The sequence below is a fragment of the Streptomyces parvus genome (assembly GCF_032121415.1).
In the GTDB taxonomy this organism is placed as follows: Bacteria; Actinomycetota; Actinomycetes; order Streptomycetales; family Streptomycetaceae; genus Streptomyces; species Streptomyces globisporus_A.
Genome location: NZ_CP135079.1, coordinates 1411342 through 1427390 on the forward strand (window position 1 = coordinate 1411342; position 16049 = coordinate 1427390).

A 16049-nucleotide genomic window follows, 5' to 3' on the forward strand; every position below is an offset into this window, starting at 1 on the left:
CGTACGAGAACGCGTACGTCGTGTACGTGGCTACTCGGCCGACTTCTTCTTCTCCTCGGCGTCCGCGATCAGCGCCTCCGCGAGCTGCTGCATCGACATCCGGCGGTCCATCGACGTCTTCTGGATCCACCGGAACGCGGCCGGCTCGGAGAGCCCGTAATCCGTCTGCAGGATGCTCTTGGCCCGGTCCACCAGCTTGCGGGTCTCCAGCCGCTGGGACAGGTCCGCGATCTCGCTCTCCAGCGCCTTCAGCTCCGCGAACCGGGAGACGGCCATCTCGATGGCCGGCACGACGTCGCTCTTGCTGAACGGCTTCACGAGGTACGCCATGGCCCCGGCGTCCCGGGCCCGCTCGACGAGGTCGCGCTGCGAGAACGCGGTGAGCATCAGGACCGGGGCGATGGACTCCTCGGCGATCTTCTCGGCGGCGGAGATGCCGTCGAGGACCGGCATCTTCACGTCCAGGATGACCAGGTCCGGCTTGTTCTCCCGGGCCAGCTCGACGGCCTGCTGCCCGTCGCCCGCCTCCCCGACGACGGAGTAGCCCTCCTCCTCCAGCATCTCCTTGAGGTCGAGGCGGATGAGGGCCTCGTCCTCGGCGATGACGACGCGGGTCGTCAGCGGCGGGACGTGCGACTTGTCGTCGTCGACGGCGTCTACGGGCTGGGGCGACTCGGGGGTGGTCACGGGGCTCCTTGATTCAGGGCAGGGCACTGCTGCGAAGCAGCCTACCTACCTGCTGCCGCCTCCTGTCACCAGGTACACTGCTGATCGGTCACCATGCCGGGTTGGCGCAATTGGTTGACGCGGAGGTCTCAAACACCTCTGTCCGAAAGGACATGTGGGTTCGAATCCCATACCCGGTACATCCTGCGGAGCGGATGTTCACTTTCGCGTGAACATCCGCTTTTTGCTGCTCAGAGTCGCTTCTCGCCACCAAGAGTGGACGAGTGAACGCGCACAGCACAGAAGTGCGCCAACAAGCTCTCGCCCTCCTCCGGAGCGGCACCGGAAACGCCGAAGTGGCCCGCCGACTGAGCGTGCCCCGCGGCACCGTCCCGTACTGGCTCCCCAGGGACCGTTCCAAGCCTGGCGAGCGCCCCGGGAAGCACAGCCCGTCGTGCCACCGGTGCGACGGCACCGTCCTGGACGAGCCGGCCTACGCCTACCTGCTCGGGCTCTACCTGGGCGAGCGCCACATCAGCCAATGCTCGGCGCATCGAGCACCCAGCCTGATGATCACGCTGGACGATGACTGGCCAGGCATCCAGGACGAGGCGGAGGCCGCGTTACGCAAGGTCTTCCCGCAGAACGCCACGTGCCGGGTCCGCCGGACCGGCTGCCACCACATCAAGGTGTACTCGAAGCACCTCGTCTGCTACTTCCCGCAGCACGGTCCGGGCGGGAAGCACGAGCGCGCGATAGTCCTGGAGCCCTGGCAGCAGAAGATCGTCGGCGCCCATCCCGGGCAGCTCGTCCGAGGTCTCATCCACTCCGACGGCTGTCGGCTCACCGACTGGACGACTCGCGTGGTCGGCGGTGAACGCAAGCGCTACGAGTATCCCCGCTACTGGTTCACCAACGTCTCCGACGACATCCGCCGCCTCTACACCGACGCCCTCGACGCGCTCGGCATCGTATGGACGCACTGCACGCGCGCGGGCAAGCCCTACAACATCTCCGTAGCCCGACGGGCATCCGTCGCCCTCATGGATGCGCACGTCGGGCCGACATACTGAGCCGCCCTACTTCGGGCTGTCGTCCTCGCCGATGTGGTGGACGCGGACCAGGTTCGTCGACCCCGCGACGCCGGGCGGGGAGCCGGCGGTGATGACCACCACGTCGCCCTTCGCGCAGCGGCCGATGCGCAGGAGTTCCTCGTCGACCTGGGCGACCATCGCGTCCGTGGAGTCGACCTTCGGGCCGAGGAAGGTCTCGACGCCCCAGGTGAGGTTGAGCTGGGCGCGGGTGGCTTCGTCGGGGGTGAAGGCGAGGAGCGGGATGGGTGAGCGGTAGCGGGAGAGGCGCTTGACCGTGTCGCCGCTCTGGGTGAAGGCGACGAGGAACTTCGCGCCGAGGAAGTCGCCCATCTCGGCGGCGGCCCTCGCCACGGCCCCGCCCTGGGTGCGGGGCTTGTTGCGTTCGGTGAGGGGCGGGAGCCCCTTGGCGAGGAGGTCTTCCTCGGCGGCCTCGACGATGCGGGACATGGTGCGCACGGTCTCGACGGGGTACTTGCCGACGCTGGTCTCGCCGGAGAGCATCACGGCGTCCGTGCCGTCGATGATCGCGTTGGCGACGTCGGAGGCTTCGGCGCGGGTGGGGCGGGAGTTGTCGATCATCGAGTCGAGCATCTGGGTGGCGACGATGACGGGTTTGGCGTTGCGCTTGGCGAGCTTGATGGCGCGCTTCTGGACGATCGGGACCTGTTCGAGGGGCATTTCGACGCCGAGGTCGCCGCGGGCGACCATGATCCCGTCGAAGGCGGCGACGATGTCGTCGATGTTGTCGACGGCCTGGGGTTTTTCGACCTTGGCGATGACGGGGAGGCGGCGGCCCTCTTCGTCCATGACGCGGTGGACGTCGTCGATGTCGCGTCCGGTGCGGACGAAGGAGAGGGCGATGAGGTCGGCGCCGGTGCGCAGGGCCCAGCGGAGGTCGTCGATGTCCTTCTCGGAGAGGGCGGGGACGGAGACGGCGACGCCGGGGAGGTTGAGTCCCTTGTTGTCGGAGACCATGCCGCCTTCGATGACGGTGGTGTGGACGCGGGGGCCTTCGACGCCGGTGACTTCCAGGGTGACGCGGCCGTCGTCGACGAGGATGCGTTCGCCGGTGGTGACGTCGGCGGCGAGTCCGTCGTAGGTGGTGCCGCAGATGTCGCCGGTGCCCTCGCCTTCGAGGGGTTCGACGGTGATGGTGAAGGTGTCGCCGCGTTCAAGGAGTACGGGGCCTTCGCGGAAGCGTCCGAGGCGGATCTTCGGGCCTTGAAGGTCGGCGAGGATGCCGACGCTGCGGCCGACTTCCTCGGACGCCTTGCGCACGTGGTGGTAGCGCTCTTCGTGTTCGGCGTAGCTGCCGTGGCTGAGGTTGAAGCGGGCGATGTCCATTCCCGCTCCGACCAGGGCCTTGATCTGGTCGTATGAGTCGGTTGCGGGTCCCAGGGTACAAACGATTTTCGCTCGGCGCATACAGCGAGCCTAAACCTTACCTACGGGTAGGTATTTGGCTCCGCATGACACCTCAACAACCTTTGCGTGAAGGGTTATTGACAAGTGTTGAATTGTGCGGCGGGGCGCTCTGATGAGCGTTTATCCGAGGTTCGGCGGGATGAGGGTGAAGGACGCCTCGACCTGGGCGTCGACACTCTGGCGTACGGGTTCGAGGTCGACGGGGGCCGCGTCGGCGGCGGATTCCGCGCGGGCGGAGCGGAGGACCCCGGCGCCTCCGTAGGCCGCGGTGGCGAAGGCGGCTCCGCCGACGGCGCCGGTGTCGCCGAGTTCGAGGAGGGCGCCGATGCGGGTGTCCAGGGCTTCGGCGTATTCGCGGGCGCGCTGGAGGGCTTCCTGGACGGCCTGGCGGCGGGCGGCGGCGTGGTGGGGGGAGGTGGGGCGCAGGGCCCACCAGGGGCCGTCGACGCGGATGAGTTCCTGGTCGGCGAGGCGGGCGACGAGTTCGCCGAGGACGGTGAAGTCGCTGAGGGTGGCGGTGAGTTGGATGCTGCCGTGGTAGGCGCGGATGCGTTCGCCGCGGCCGTGGCGGGTGAGTTCGGGGCGGATGGCGAGGGTGCCGGTTTCGAGCTTCTCGACGGCGTCGCCGTAGCCCTTGATGAGGTCGAGGGTGGCGGCGTTGCGGCGGGTGAGGTCGTCGAGGGTGGTGCGGCGGTCGGTGTTGCGGGCGGTGAGGGTGACGTCGATGCGGGCGATCTCGGGGTCGACTTCGAGGTGGGCTTCGCCGCGGACGGTGACGCGGGGGGCGGTGGGGGTGCCGTGGGCGGGGTGGGGTGCGGGGGTGGCGGTTTCGGTCATGCGTTCACTGTGGCACGGCGGGGCGCGCGAGGGGGTGTGTCGGGTGGTCATCAGATCGAAACCTGCGCGGGGTGTTGCTGGTGAGGGGTGCTGGGCCAGAATCTACGCGCGTTGCCCTACTGAACGAGGAGTGAAGAGATGCCGTTGAACCGCAGGACGTTTCTGGGCCGTTCGGCCGCCGCGGGTGCGGGTGTGGCGATGGCGGGCGGTGCGGTCGTCGGCTCGGCGGGTGCGGCGCAGGCCGCGGGGCAGGGCCACGGGCATGGTCATGGGCGGCCTGCGAAGCGGTACTCGTTCACGGTGATGGGCACGACCGACCTGCACGGGAACGTCTTCAACTGGGACTACTTCACGGACAAGGAGTACGACGACTCCGCCCACAACGACGTCGGTCTGGCGAAGATCTCGACGCTGGTGGATCAGGTGCGCCGGGAGAAGGGGCGCCGGAACACGCTGTTGATCGACGCGGGTGACACGATCCAGGGCACCCAGTTGTCGTACTACTACGCGAAGGTCGATCCGATCACGGCGCGGCGTGGTCCGGTGCATCCGATGGCGCGGGCGATGAACGCGATCGGTTACGACGCGGCGGCGCTCGGGAACCACGAGTTCAATTACGGCATTCCGGTGCTGCGGAAATTCGAGGAGCAGTGCGATTTTCCGCTGCTGGGGGCGAATGCGCTGGATGCGAAGACCTTGCGGCCGGCGTTCGCCCCGTATGTCATCAAGCGGATGCACACGCCGTGCGGGCGCGATGTGCGGGTGGCGGTGCTGGGGCTGACGAATCCCGGCATCGCGATCTGGGACAAGGCGAACGTGGGCGGGAAGATGGTGTTCCCGGGTCTTGAGGAGCAGGCGGCGAAGTGGGTGCCGAAGCTGCGGTCGATGGGTGCGGACGTGGTGATCGTCTCGGCGCATTCGGGTTCTTCGGGGACGTCGTCGTGGGGTGACCAGTTGCCGTACGTGGAGAACGCGGCGGCTCTGGTGGCGGAGCAGGTGCCGGGGATCGACGCGATTCTGGTGGGCCACGCGCATGTGGAGATCGCCGAGCACTTCGTGACGAACAAGGAGACCGGCAAGCGGGTCGTGCTGTCGGAGCCGGCGAAGTGGGGGCAGCGGCTGACGCTGTTCGACTTCGACCTGGTGTGGGAGAGGGGCCGCTGGACGGTGGAGAAGGCCGGCTCCCGCGTGCTGAACTCCAACACGGTGCCGGAGGATCCGGAGGTGACGTCGCTGCTGCGCCGCGAGCACCGGAAGGTGGTGGAGTACGTCAACCAGGTGATCGGTACGTCGGTGGTGGCGATGTCGACGGCGGACGCGCCGTGGCAGGACGAGCCGATCATCGACCTGATCAACCAGGTGCAGACGGAGACGGTGAAGGCGGCGCTGGCGGGCGGGGAGTACGCGGCGCTGCCGGTGCTGTCGCAGGCGTCGTGCTTCTCGCGGACGGCGGGGATTCCGGCCGGTGATGTGACGATCAAGGACGCGGCGGGGCTGTATCCGTTCGAGAACACGCTGGAGGCGCGGGCGATCACGGGCGCCCAGCTGAAGGACTACCTGGAGTATTCGGCCCGGTATTACGTACAAACGTCTGCGGGCGGTCCGGTGGACACGGCGAAGCTGACGAACGCGGGCGGGATTCCGGACTACAACTACGACGCGGTGTCGGGCGTGACGTACGACATCGACATCGCGAAGCCGGCGGGTTCGCGGATCGTGGGTCTGTCGTTCGAGGGTAAGGCGATCGACCCGGCGGCGCGGTTCGTGTTCGCGGTGAACAACTACCGGGCGAGCGGTGGGGGGAACTTCCCGCATGTGCCGGGTGCGCAGCAGCTGTGGGCGAATTCGGACGAGATCCGGAACACGATCATCGGGTGGGTGCGCGCGAAGGGGTCGGTGGACCCGGCGGCGTTCGCTTCGGTGGGGTGGCGGCTGACGCGTGAGGGGACGCCGGTCTTCCCGTAACTCCGTACTGCGTCGGGTGTGAGCTGTTCGTTCGGCCCGGGTCTCCCCGTCTGTGGGGGCCCGGGCCGTTCGCTGTCCCCGGGGGTCAGAGGGACTGGCTCAGGGGGACGAGCTCGGGGCTCTGGGCGGGGATCGCCGGGGGGTGGGGGGTGAGGCCGAAGGTGGTGAAGGCGGTGCGTTCGGGGAGGGGGTAGGGGTTGGCGCCGGTGAGGTTGTTGAGGATGGTGGCGGCGCGCCAGGCGGCGAGGCCGAGGTCGGGGGCGCCGACTCCGTGGGTGTGGCGTTCGGCGTTCTGTACGTAGACGTGTCCGGTGACGGTGGGGGCGAGGACGAGGCGGTACTGGTCGTCGATGCGCGGGCGGTGGGAGGAGTCGCGGCGGAGGTAGGGGTCGAGGCCGCCGAGGATGGCGTCGAGGGGGCGTTCGCGGTAGCCGGTGGCGAGGATGACGGCGTCGGTGGTGAGGCGGCTGCGGGTGCCTTGCTGGGTGTGTTCGAGGTGGAGTTCGACGCGGGTGTTGGCGAGGCGTCCGGCGGTGCGGACGTGGACGCCGGGGGTGAGGGTGGCGTCGGGCCAGCCGCCGTGGAGGGTGCGGCGGTAGAGCTCGTCGTGGATGGCGGCGATGGTGTCGGCGTCGATGCCTTTGTGGAGCTGCCACTGCCGGGGGACGAGTTCGTCGCGGGCGGATTCGGGCAGCGCGTGGAAGTAGCGGCTGTAGTCGGGGGTGAAGTGCTCCAGGCCGAGCTTCGAGTACTCCATGGGGGCGAAGGCCTGGGTGCGGGCGAGCCAGTGGATCTTCTCGGCGCCTTCGGGGCGGGCGCGCAGGAGGTCGAGGAAGATCTCGGCGCCGGACTGGCCGGATCCGATGACGGTGATGTGGTCGGCGGCGAGGAGCCGTTCGCGGTGGCGGAGGTAGTCGGCGGAGTGGAGTACGGGGACGGCTTCGGCTTCGGCGAGGGGTTTGAGGGGTTCGGGGACGAAGGGTTCGGTGCCGATGCCGAGGGCGATGTGGCGGGTGTAGGCGCGGCCGAGTGCTTCGGCCTCGCCGTCGCGGTCGAGTTGGGTGAAGTCGACTTCGAAGAGGGCGCGGTCGGTGTTCCAGCGGACGGCGTCGACCTGGTGGCCGAAGTGGAGGCCGGGGAGTTGTTCGGTGACCCAGCGGCAGTAGGCGTCGTATTCGGCTCGTTGGATGTGGAAGCGCTCGGCGAAGTAGAAGGGGAAGAGGCGGTCGCGGGTGCGGAGGTAGTTGAGGAAGCTCCAGGGGCTGGTGGGGTCGGCGAGGGTGACGAGGTCGGCGAGGAAGGGGACTTGGAGGCTGGCACCGTCGAGGAGGAGGCCGGGGTGCCAGTGGAAGGCGGGGCGCTGTTCGTAGAAGGTCGCGGCGAGGGGGCGGGGGTCGCCGGGGGCGGCGGGGATGGTGTGGGCGAGGGCGGCCAGGGAGAGGTTGAAGGGGCCGATGCCGATGCCGACGAGGTCGTGTGGCTGGTCGGGTTCGTGGGCGGGCCGGTCGGTCATCGCGGGGTCTCGCCTTCCGTGGGGTGAGGGGTGGGGTGGGTTGCGGCGGGGGCGGGCGCTGGTGACGCCGGTGCGGGTGGGCCGGTGAGGAGGCCGGCGGTGGTGCCGGCGACCAGGGCCAGGAGGGTCTGGAGGTCCTGGGGCGTGGTGTGGGGGTTGAGGAGCGTCGCCTTGAGCCAGAGGCGGCCTTCGGCGTGGGCGCGGCCGAGGACGGCGTGGCCGCGTTGGAGGAGGGTGCGGCGGACGGTGGCGACGGTGTGGTCGTCGGCGCCGGTGGGGCGGAAGAGGACGGTGCTGATGGTGGGGCGGTCGTAGAGGTCGAGGGCGGGGGTCTGGGTGATGAGATCGGCGAGGTGGTGGGCGGTGGCGATGGTGCGGTCGACGAGGTCGGCGAGTCCCCTGCGGCCGAGTGCCTGGAGGGTGACGGCGATCTTGAGGGCGTCGGGGCGGCGGGTGGTGCGCAGGGAGCGGCCGAGGAGGTCGGGGAGGCCGGCTTCGGTGTCGTCGTCGGCGTTGAGGTAGGGGGCGTGGTGGTGGAGCGGGGTGAGGTGGTGGTGTTCGGGTACGGCGAGGAGGCCGGCGGATGCGGGCTGCCAGCCGAGTTTGTGGAGGTCGAGGGTGACGCTGTGGGCGCGGTCGAGGCCCTGGAGGAGGGGGCGGGCGGTGGGGCTGAAGAGGAGCGGTCCTCCGTAGGCGGCGTCGATGTGGAGTTCGGCGTCGTGGGTGGTGCAGAGGTCGGCGATGGCGTCGAGGGGGTCGATCTCGCCGGTGTCGGTGGTGCCGGCGGTGGCGACGACCAGGAGGGGGCGGTGGAGTTCGGTGAGGGCGTCGTCGAGGGCGGCGAGGTCGAGGGTGCCGGTGGGGGCGGGTACGACGACCGGTTCGGGGAGGCCGAGGAGCCAGGCGGCGCGGGCGATGCTGTGGTGGGCGTTGGCGCCGCAGACGGTCTGGACGGGGCCGTGGCGTTCACGGGCGAGGAGCAGGGCGAGTTGGTTGGCCTCGGTGCCGCCGGTGGTGACGACGGCGTCGGGTGAGGGGGCGCCGGGGTAGATCTCGGTGGCGAGTGCGCTGGTGAGGTCGGCTTCGAGGGCGGAGGCGGCGGGGGCCTGGTCCCAGGAGTCCATGGAGGGGTTGAGGGCGCTGGCGGCGAGGTCGGCCGCTGCTGCCAGGGCGAGGGGCGGGGTGTGCAGGTGGGCGGCGCAGTGGGGGTGGGCGGGGTCGGCGGCGCCTGCGGCGAGGGCGGTGACGAGGGCGCGCAGGGCGTGGTGGGGGCCGGTGCCGTGGTCGGGGATGAGGGGGTGGGTGGCGGTGCGGGTGCGCGGGGTGACGGTGTCGGGTCCGCCTGCGGGGAGGGGCCCGCCGCGGAGGGCCGCGCCGTCGTGGAGTGCGGCGAGGACGGTGTCCAGGAGGGGGCGCAGTGCGGCGGGGCCTGCGGTGCCTCCGGCGAGGGGCGGGGTGGGCATGGGTGGGGTGGTCCTTCGGGTGCGCGGGGGTGGACATGCCAGCTTGCCCCTGGTTTCGGGTGGCGCGGCCGAAGAGCCCAACGATTCGAACTCGAAAGGGGTACTGGCGGCCGGAGCGGTCGGGTCCGGCCGGGCGGGGGCGGTATGGGTGTGCGACTGCTGGACCGGTGTGCGGGGGTGCTGGACCGGTGTGCGGGGGTGCTGGACCGGTGTGCGGGGGCCACCTCACCTTCTCAATGAGTGAATTGCAGATTTATGCAATTCACTACATGCTGTACAGGTCGTTTCCCCCTGACAGGGAGCCCGCGCGATGCTCACGCCGCCCGATCCGCTGCCGTACAGGCATGTGCTGACGCTGCCCGCGACGGGGCAGGCCGTGCGCGTCGCCCGGGAGACCACCGAACAGGTGCTGGAGCAGTGGGGGGTGGCGGCGCGGGAGCCGTGCCGTGATCCGGCGCTGCTGATCCTCAGTGAGCTGGTGGCCAACAGCGTGCGGCATGCGGCGGCGCTCTCGCCGCAGGTGACGGTGGTGTTCGCGGGCGGCCCGGACACGTTCGCGTTCGGCGTGCACGACCGTCATCCGTACCGCCCGGCGCTGTTCGCTTCCGCCGGGATGGCGCCGGGGCGGGGGCTGGCGACCGTGATGGAGCTGACCCATGGCCTGGGCGGCAGCGCGGTGGTGCGGGGCGACGCCGACGAGGGCGGCAAGAGCATCTGGGTCACCCTGCCGCTGCGGCGCGGCCTCCGGTGACCCTCGGGTACCCGCCCGGGGTGCGAAGGCGCGAGGATGAACCCATGGAGAAGAGTTCAGGTCAGCAGTGGTGCGGCGGGCTTCCGTCGCACGGAACGGGGTGCCGCAGGTGAGCACGCCGCTGTACCGGTTGAAGGCGGAGTTCTTCAAGACGCTGGGGCACCCGGTCCGGATCCGGGTGCTCGAACTGCTCAGTGAACGCGATCACGCGGTCTCGGAGATGCTGAACGAGGTGGGGGTCGAGGCCGCCCATCTCTCGCAGCAGTTGGCCGTGTTGCGCCGGTCCGGTCTGGTGACGGCCCGGCGGGAGGGATCGGCCGTCCACTACACGCTGGCCGATCCGGGGGTGGCGGAGCTGCTGCGGGTGGCTCGGACGATTCTGACCGGGGTGCTGGCGGGCCAGGCGGAGCTGCTGGCCGACCTCAGGTCGGGGAACGACGGCCCGGACGATGCTCGTCCGGGCGGTTCCGCATGAGGTGGGGGAGCTGCTCCAGCCCATGAGGGCGACAGCTACCGCCCTCTGCGGCGATGGCTGTCCCGGCGAGGCATCCGGCATCGTGTCCCCGCGGGATGGCCGATGCCCTATGCCGATCTGTGGAACGTTCATGCCCCCTATACAGTGCCGGGATGGTTTCGGAGCTGCAGCGCCTCGTCGACTCGTTCGGTGCCCGCCTCGGCCGGTCGATCGCCGTCGACGACGCGCGACTCAAACTGCTCGCGTACAACGCGCACACCGGCGATGTCGACGATGCCCGGATCGAGTCGGTCATGCACCGTGGTGTGTCGACAGCGCTGGTCGCGCACGTCTGCGAGCAGGGCGCCGCCCGGGCTTTCGACGTCTTCACTCTCGCGCCGTGCCCCCGGATCGGCATCACGATGGAACGGGTCGGTATGCCGATCCGCTACGACGACGCCCTGCTCGGCTACGTATGGCTGATCGGTTCCGACGGTCCGGTCGGCGACGGGGCCGTCGAGTTGCTGCGGGAGGCGGCTGCGCAAGCCGCCCTGGTCCTGCACCGCGCCCGCCTGGGCGCCGAAGTGACTCACAGCCGTGCCAGGGAGCTGGTCCGCGACCTGCTCGCCCCGGACCAGGCGCTCCGGGCGGAGGCGGGTGTCGCACTCGTCGAGGAGGGACACGCCGTGGCCGGCCCGGTCGCCGTCCTGGTAGCCGTGGTGGGCGAGACGGACGAGTCCCCGGCCGAAGAACGCCGTCTGGCCCTGGAGCTCGCGGTCGACCGCTGTCGACGGCGGCTTCCTCCCTCGCGCGGATTGATCCTGACGCGTCCGGATCACGCGCTTCTGCTGACCCTCTGGCCCGGGGCGCGCTCCCGGGTCATCGAGCGCGATGCCGCCGAGCTTGCCGAGGTGCTGCGCCAGAAGCTGGTCGCGGAAGTCGGCCCGGGACGGGCCGCCCAGTGCTGGGTGGGCGTGGGCGGGCCACGCCCACGCCTCACGGAGGCCCTCTCTTCCTACGAGGAGGCCCGCCGGGCCGCCGAGGTCGCCCGTATCACGGGCACCCTGGGCCACGTGGTGGCTCATGCACGGCTGGGGGCGTACGCGCTCTTGGGAAAGCTCACCCCGGACGAGCTTGCCGAGAGCATCCCCCCGGGGCTGCGACCCCTGCTTTCGAACCCCGCGCACAGAGGGCTGGTGGAATCTCTGAGGGTGTATCTCGATCACGCCGGCGATGCCCGGCATGCCGCCACCGCCCTGCATGTCCACCGCTCCACGCTGTACAAACGGCTGCACCGCGTTGAGCAGCTGACTGGACTGCGACTGGACGTCGGCGATGACCGACTGGCGGCGCATCTCGGCCTGAAAGCGGCAGAGTTGCACCCCCGTTTGCCGGCATCGACGGATGCGCCGGACGTGGTGTTCTGAGCACGCGCAGCAGCTGCGGCGACGCCGCTGCGGGCCTGCCCCGTGCCGCAACGCGACGGTCAAGGCCCTGCTGATGTGCGCTGCGCACGTCAGCCGAGGACCGTGCCCGTGGACGCGGCCGGTCGGCGTCGGCGTGAGAACGCACCGAGGTCGATGGTCCGGCCGGTGTGTTCGCAGGTGTGCGTGAGCGCGCTGCTGTCGTGGTCGTGCCCGCCTTCGACACCGTGGATCAGGGTGGTCATGAGGCGCCCCACGAGAGGGGCGTTCTTGAACTGATTGCCACTGGTGCCGATGGCCACGTAGAAGCCCGCGAGGTCGGTTCGGTCGTACACGGGGGTCCAGTCGTCGGTCACGTCGTATACCCCTGCCACCCCTTTGGGCTTGTTGGGAACGCGCAGGCCGGGCAGTCGGCGGGCCGCCCGCGTCACCTGCGTCCTGAACCGCGACGCGGTGGGAGTGGGACTGCCGTCGTCCGGATCGTCGAGCCATTCCAGCGGATCGCACTCGGGCTCCGTGCCGCCGACCAGCAGGAACTCCCTGCCATCGGGCCGTATGTACGTGCCGAGGTCCATGTCGGCCAGCACCGGGGCGCGCCCGTCGCCGGTGGCCTCGTGGTAGCCGGAGGGCGCCGCTACGTGGTGTACCTCCTGGCGCAGCGGCCGCAGACCGACGGTGAAGTCGCGGCCCACTTCGGCGAGCCGGTTCAGCTGTCCCGACCACGGGCCGGCCGCGTTGACGACCACCCCGGCGGACAGTTCGCTTCCGTCCCGGAGGCGCACCCCGCGCACGTGTCCCCCGCGCCGCAGTACCGCGGCGACGGGGGCCTTCCACCGGAAGACGGCTCCGTGCCGCCGGGCTGCCGCAGCGAGGTTGTGCGCGGCGAGTTGCGGGTCGTCGATGAAGCCCCCGTCGGGTGTGTGAAGAGCACCGAGCCGAGCGGACGCGTCGGCGAAGAACTCCTCGTCATCCACGGGGCGGGGCGGGAAGTACCGGCCGGTGTCCACGGCGGGCAGCCGTTCGGACAGCTCTCGTGCATCCCATTCCTCGTACGGGACACCGACCTTGTCGAAGTGCCGGGTGAACATGCCGGAGGGCGCGATGTCCACGTCCAGCAGGGTGACGCCGCATCGGTCGAACGCCGCCAGGGGTTCACCGGCGGGTGCCTGGAGATGGTCGCGCCACGCTTCCCAGCAGTGACGGGACTCCCAGGCGGCGGTGACGCCCGCGATCGTCGGGTAGGTGAAGCGGACCACGGCGCTCGAGGCGCTGGTGGAGCCGTTGCCCGCGCCGCCGAACTTGTCGACCACGACGACCCGCAGCCCGCTCCGCGCCAGTTCGAGGGCGACAGAGGATCCGATCACTCCGGCCCCGACGACGACTACGTCTGTGCTCTCAGCCATGTTCCAACCCGCCTTCTCGTTGCCGGACCAGACAGTTCCTCCAGCGGCGCGGAGGGTCGCCGCTCCGCCCGTCGTCCGCACATTACGCAGGTCGGAGACCATGTTCCGGCGACTGTTGTCGCTGCTTTCCGTCCTCGTACCCGACAGGTGTCGCCCGCCCGCGGGAACGACGCGCACGGGCTGAGGCAACCGGGTGTCGAGGCCGATCGTCAGCGCGTCCGCAGACAGGGCCGATCAGGTGGGGCGGCGGCAAGGGCAAGGGCCCGCTCAACGCTCCGGACGGGATCGTGGAACGGACCGGCCCTCTCTCATGCGCAGGATCAGGGTGACCGCGTCCTCCGGGCGGGTTCCGGGGCTCAGGACTTCCTGCAGGAGGAGGCCGCGAATCGCGGCGACGGTGACGGCGGCCACCTCCCGTGCTTCCTTCGGGCCGAGCCCTTCGCGTTCCGCGAGCGACGACAGCATCACGGTCAGGTCGCCGATCGACTCCACGAACTCGCGGAAGTCCTCGGGACCGTACGCGGCCAGTCCGACGACGAAGAAGAAGCCGCGGATACGCGACAGCTGCTCCGGGCGGGTGTAGGTGCGCCAGATCGCGGCGACGAAATCGTCGAAGGTGCCCTGCTGGGCCGTCTCCAGGAGTGCCTCGTTGTCACGGGATCGCTGGGCCTTGAGCATGGCGGCCAGAACGCCCGAGAGCGACCCGAAGTGGTAGCGGAGCAGGGCATGGCTGGATTCGATCCGGGCGGCGATCTCACGGAGCGACATCTCCGGCGGGGGAAGGGCCTCGCCGAAGGCGTCGAGAAGCCGCGCCAGGAGTCGCTCGCGCGCGCTGCCCTTGCGTTCCGAGGTTGACAGGATCACTCCTACAGTTTATCCATTGGAAAAGACAGTTCGGCGGTTCCGTGGTGCTCGGCACATGGTCTCAGCCGGCTCGCAACGACAAAGGATCGACCATGGGACCTGCTCATGTAGTCGGCGCCGCGGTCATCGACGGATCGGGGCGTGACCCCGGCTACCTCGACATCACTGTCGAGAACGGCCGCATCACCCGGCTCGGCGACGCCTCCGGCGCGCACGGCGAGCGTCTCGACGCCGAGGGGCTGACGATGACGCCCGGCCTGATCGACGCTCACGTCCACCTGGGCCTGTCGAGCCCGATCCAGCCGCACTTCTCGTTCCAGCTCAGCGCAGCCGAGATCGCGGCGGACATCTTCGCCACGGCCGGCGCGACGCTCGACGCCGGCTTCACCACCGTTCGCGACACCGGCGGGATCGACGGCGGTGTCGTCACCGCGATCGCGAAGGGCAAGGTCAGAGGGCCGCGCGTCCTGTCGTGCGGACCGGTTCAATGCCAGGTCGGCGGGCACGGCTACTACGGAGCCGAATGGGAACCCACCGAGCTGTGGAGCAGCCACCACATCCCGGGCCTGTGCGCCCTCTCCATGATGGCGGGCAACGCGGACGAACTGCGACACAACGTCCGCGAAGCCTTCCGTCGCGGAGCCTCCTTCCTGAAGCTCTGCGTCACCGGCGGAGTGGTGGGCGCACATGATCGGCTCTCCGACACCCAGTTCACCGTGGAAGAGATCGCTGTCGCAGTTCAAGAAGCCGCGGCACGGAACACGTACGTGACCGTTCACGCCCACAACAACGAGGGCATACGCAATGCCGTCGAGGCCGGGGTGCGCTGTGTCGAGCACGGCACCAGCCTCGATGAATCCACAGCGGCCCTGATGGCCGCTCGCGAGGTTGCCCTCGTCCCCACGTTCGCCGTGGTCGAGCAACTGCTGCACGACACCGCCGGAGCCGGTCTCGCCGAGTCGACCCGCGACCGGGTCGAGGGCGTACGCGAGCAGATGACGAAGGCGCTCGCTGTCGCCAAGCAGGCGCGGGTACGGCTCGGGCTGGGTTCCGACCTCATCGGACCTGCCCAGGGCCGTCGGGGCAAGGAACTCAGCCTGCGTGCCGCCCTTGAGACGCCGATGGAAGCGATCGTGGCGGCGACCCGGACCAACGCGGAGATCCTCGGCCTGTCCGGCCAGGTGGGGATCATCGCTCCCGGTGCGCAGGCAGACCTCGTTCTGTGGAACGGCAACCCGCTCGAAGACCCGGAACTGTTCTCCGACCCCAACAACGCCGTTCTCGTCATGCAGGCCGGCCAAATCGTGAAGGACCTCAGATGAGCACCATGTGGCAAGGCTGTCTCCCCCACACCGAGTACTTCGAGATGCGCTCCAGCGGTGGGCACGACTACGGCATCTGGGTCACGACGCCACCGAACTACGACCCTGCCGCGACCCAGGTGCCTGTCGTGTACGTCCTCGACGGCAACTGGGCCGTGGGCATGACCGCCCCCCTCATCGTCACGCAACTCGACCCCATGCAGTCGATCCAGCCCTACGTCCAAGTCAGCGTGGGCTACGCGGGCGAGGAAGCAGGGCAGTGGGAGCGGCTGCGCAACCGCGACCTCGTGCCCCCCGGCGAACCCATCGGGAAGGAGTACGTCGACGCGGTGGAGATGGGGGTCGCGACAGGCACGATGACCCGCGAGCAAGCCGACGCCTACCTCGCTGAACTGAGCGACAGCCGCGGGGACATGTTCCTGGACTTCCTCACCGACGACCTGCACCCCCGGATCGAGCGCGACTACGGCACAGCCCCGAGCGGTCACGGCCTCTTCGGCTACTCCTACGGCGGGCTCTTCAGCCTCTACGCCTGGCTCACCAAGAGCGCCTTCTTCGAGAGCGTCGGCGCCGGCAGCCCCGGCATCGTCGGTGCAGACAGTCAGGTGTTCGCTCGTCTTCAAGCGATGGGCGACACCCTGCCCGGCACCAAGCTCCACGTGACCTTCAACGACCGGGAGATCCTCGGAGACCTGGCGGTCTACCAGAACCTCGCCAAGAACGCGGCCACGTTCCTTCACCACCTCACCGCCCGCGGCGGATCCGTCACCAGCGCACTCATGCACGAAACGCACGTGACGGGGCTGCAGGCATCGTTCCTCAGCTACCTCAGGACCTGCCGCGCCCAGTAGGCCTAAACGCCGCGGGC

The 16049-nt window shown here is 69.7% G+C and carries 14 protein-coding genes and 1 tRNA gene; 8 read left to right on the plus strand and 7 right to left on the minus strand.

Going from position 1 to position 16049, the window contains the following annotated elements; translation table 11 throughout:
- Window positions 1-30: 30 nt before the first annotated feature.
- On the minus strand, window positions 31-687 hold the full coding sequence (locus RNL97_RS07465; protein WP_313750497.1) for an ANTAR domain-containing response regulator: 657 nt from the start codon (window positions 685-687) through the stop codon (window positions 31-33).
- Between the two features lie 95 nt (window positions 688-782).
- Between RNL97_RS07465 and RNL97_RS07470 the strand changes: the two genes are divergently transcribed.
- A tRNA-Leu gene (locus RNL97_RS07470) sits at window positions 783-866 on the plus strand.
- 84 nt (window positions 867-950) lie between these two features.
- Window positions 951-1739: a helix-turn-helix domain-containing protein gene (locus RNL97_RS07475; protein WP_313750498.1), complete on the plus strand. Its 789-nt coding sequence runs from the start codon at window positions 951-953 to the stop codon at window positions 1737-1739.
- 6 nt (window positions 1740-1745) lie between these two features.
- On the opposite strand, the gene pyk is transcribed toward RNL97_RS07475, so the two are convergent.
- Together pyk and RNL97_RS07485 are read right to left on the minus strand one after the other, a co-directional pair.
- Window positions 1746-3185 (minus strand): pyruvate kinase, encoded by a 1440-nt coding sequence (gene pyk / locus RNL97_RS07480; protein WP_030593644.1) that lies wholly within the window; start codon window positions 3183-3185, stop codon window positions 1746-1748.
- A 120-nt stretch (window positions 3186-3305) separates the two neighbouring features.
- The gene (locus RNL97_RS07485; RefSeq protein ID WP_243313755.1) at window positions 3306-4022 is read right to left on the minus strand and encodes an SIMPL domain-containing protein; all 717 of its coding nucleotides are present in this window, start codon (window positions 4020-4022) and stop codon (window positions 3306-3308) included.
- A gap of 138 nt (window positions 4023-4160) precedes the next feature.
- On the opposite strand from RNL97_RS07485, the gene RNL97_RS07490 reads away from it, so the two are divergent.
- Window positions 4161-5987, plus strand: coding sequence for a bifunctional metallophosphatase/5'-nucleotidase (locus tag RNL97_RS07490; protein ID WP_243313757.1), 1827 nt, complete (start codon window positions 4161-4163; stop codon window positions 5985-5987).
- Window positions 5988-6072: 85 nt separating this feature from the next.
- On the opposite strand, the gene RNL97_RS07495 is transcribed toward RNL97_RS07490, so the two are convergent.
- The gene (locus tag RNL97_RS07495) at window positions 6073-7500 is read right to left on the minus strand and encodes a lysine N(6)-hydroxylase/L-ornithine N(5)-oxygenase family protein (RefSeq protein ID WP_243313759.1); all 1428 of its coding nucleotides are present in this window, start codon (window positions 7498-7500) and stop codon (window positions 6073-6075) included.
- Window positions 7497-8963, minus strand: coding sequence for a pyridoxal phosphate-dependent decarboxylase family protein (locus RNL97_RS07500; protein ID WP_243313761.1), 1467 nt, complete (start codon window positions 8961-8963; stop codon window positions 7497-7499). Before RNL97_RS07500 ends, RNL97_RS07495 begins: the two co-directional genes overlap by 4 nt.
- Window positions 8964-9273: 310 nt before the next feature.
- Here RNL97_RS07500 and RNL97_RS07505 point away from each other — a divergent pair, with 310 nt between their 5' ends.
- From RNL97_RS07505 to RNL97_RS07515, 3 genes are all read left to right on the plus strand, one after another.
- Window positions 9274-9714, plus strand: a complete 441-nt coding sequence (locus RNL97_RS07505) for an ATP-binding protein (protein WP_030583188.1) — start codon at window positions 9274-9276, stop codon at window positions 9712-9714.
- A 109-nt stretch (window positions 9715-9823) separates the two neighbouring features.
- Entirely contained in the window at window positions 9824-10189 is a 366-nt protein-coding gene (locus RNL97_RS07510; RefSeq protein ID WP_032765615.1) for an ArsR/SmtB family transcription factor, read from the plus strand.
- 152 nt (window positions 10190-10341) lie between these two features.
- A complete protein-coding gene (locus tag RNL97_RS07515; RefSeq protein WP_050500054.1) occupies window positions 10342-11595 on the plus strand; it encodes a PucR family transcriptional regulator in 1254 nt (417 codons plus the stop codon).
- 89 nt (window positions 11596-11684) lie between these two features.
- Here RNL97_RS07515 and RNL97_RS07520 read toward each other — a convergent pair whose 3' ends face one another.
- On the minus strand, window positions 11685-12995 hold the full coding sequence (locus RNL97_RS07520; RefSeq protein WP_030583193.1) for an NAD(P)/FAD-dependent oxidoreductase: 1311 nt from the start codon (window positions 12993-12995) through the stop codon (window positions 11685-11687).
- 267 nt (window positions 12996-13262) lie between these two features.
- Window positions 13263-13859: a TetR/AcrR family transcriptional regulator gene (locus RNL97_RS07525; protein ID WP_030583195.1), complete on the minus strand. Its 597-nt coding sequence runs from the start codon at window positions 13857-13859 to the stop codon at window positions 13263-13265.
- Here RNL97_RS07525 and RNL97_RS07530 point away from each other — a divergent pair.
- Together RNL97_RS07530 and RNL97_RS07535 are read left to right on the plus strand one after the other, a co-directional pair.
- Window positions 13847-15181: a metal-dependent hydrolase family protein gene (locus RNL97_RS07530; protein WP_313750500.1), complete on the plus strand. Its 1335-nt coding sequence runs from the start codon at window positions 13847-13849 to the stop codon at window positions 15179-15181. The two genes, RNL97_RS07525 and RNL97_RS07530, sit on opposite strands and share 13 nt — an antisense overlap.
- Window positions 15178-16032: an alpha/beta hydrolase gene (locus RNL97_RS07535; RefSeq protein WP_030583199.1), complete on the plus strand. Its 855-nt coding sequence runs from the start codon at window positions 15178-15180 to the stop codon at window positions 16030-16032. Before RNL97_RS07530 ends, RNL97_RS07535 begins: the two co-directional genes overlap by 4 nt.
- The last annotated feature ends 17 nt before the right edge of the window (window positions 16033-16049 follow it).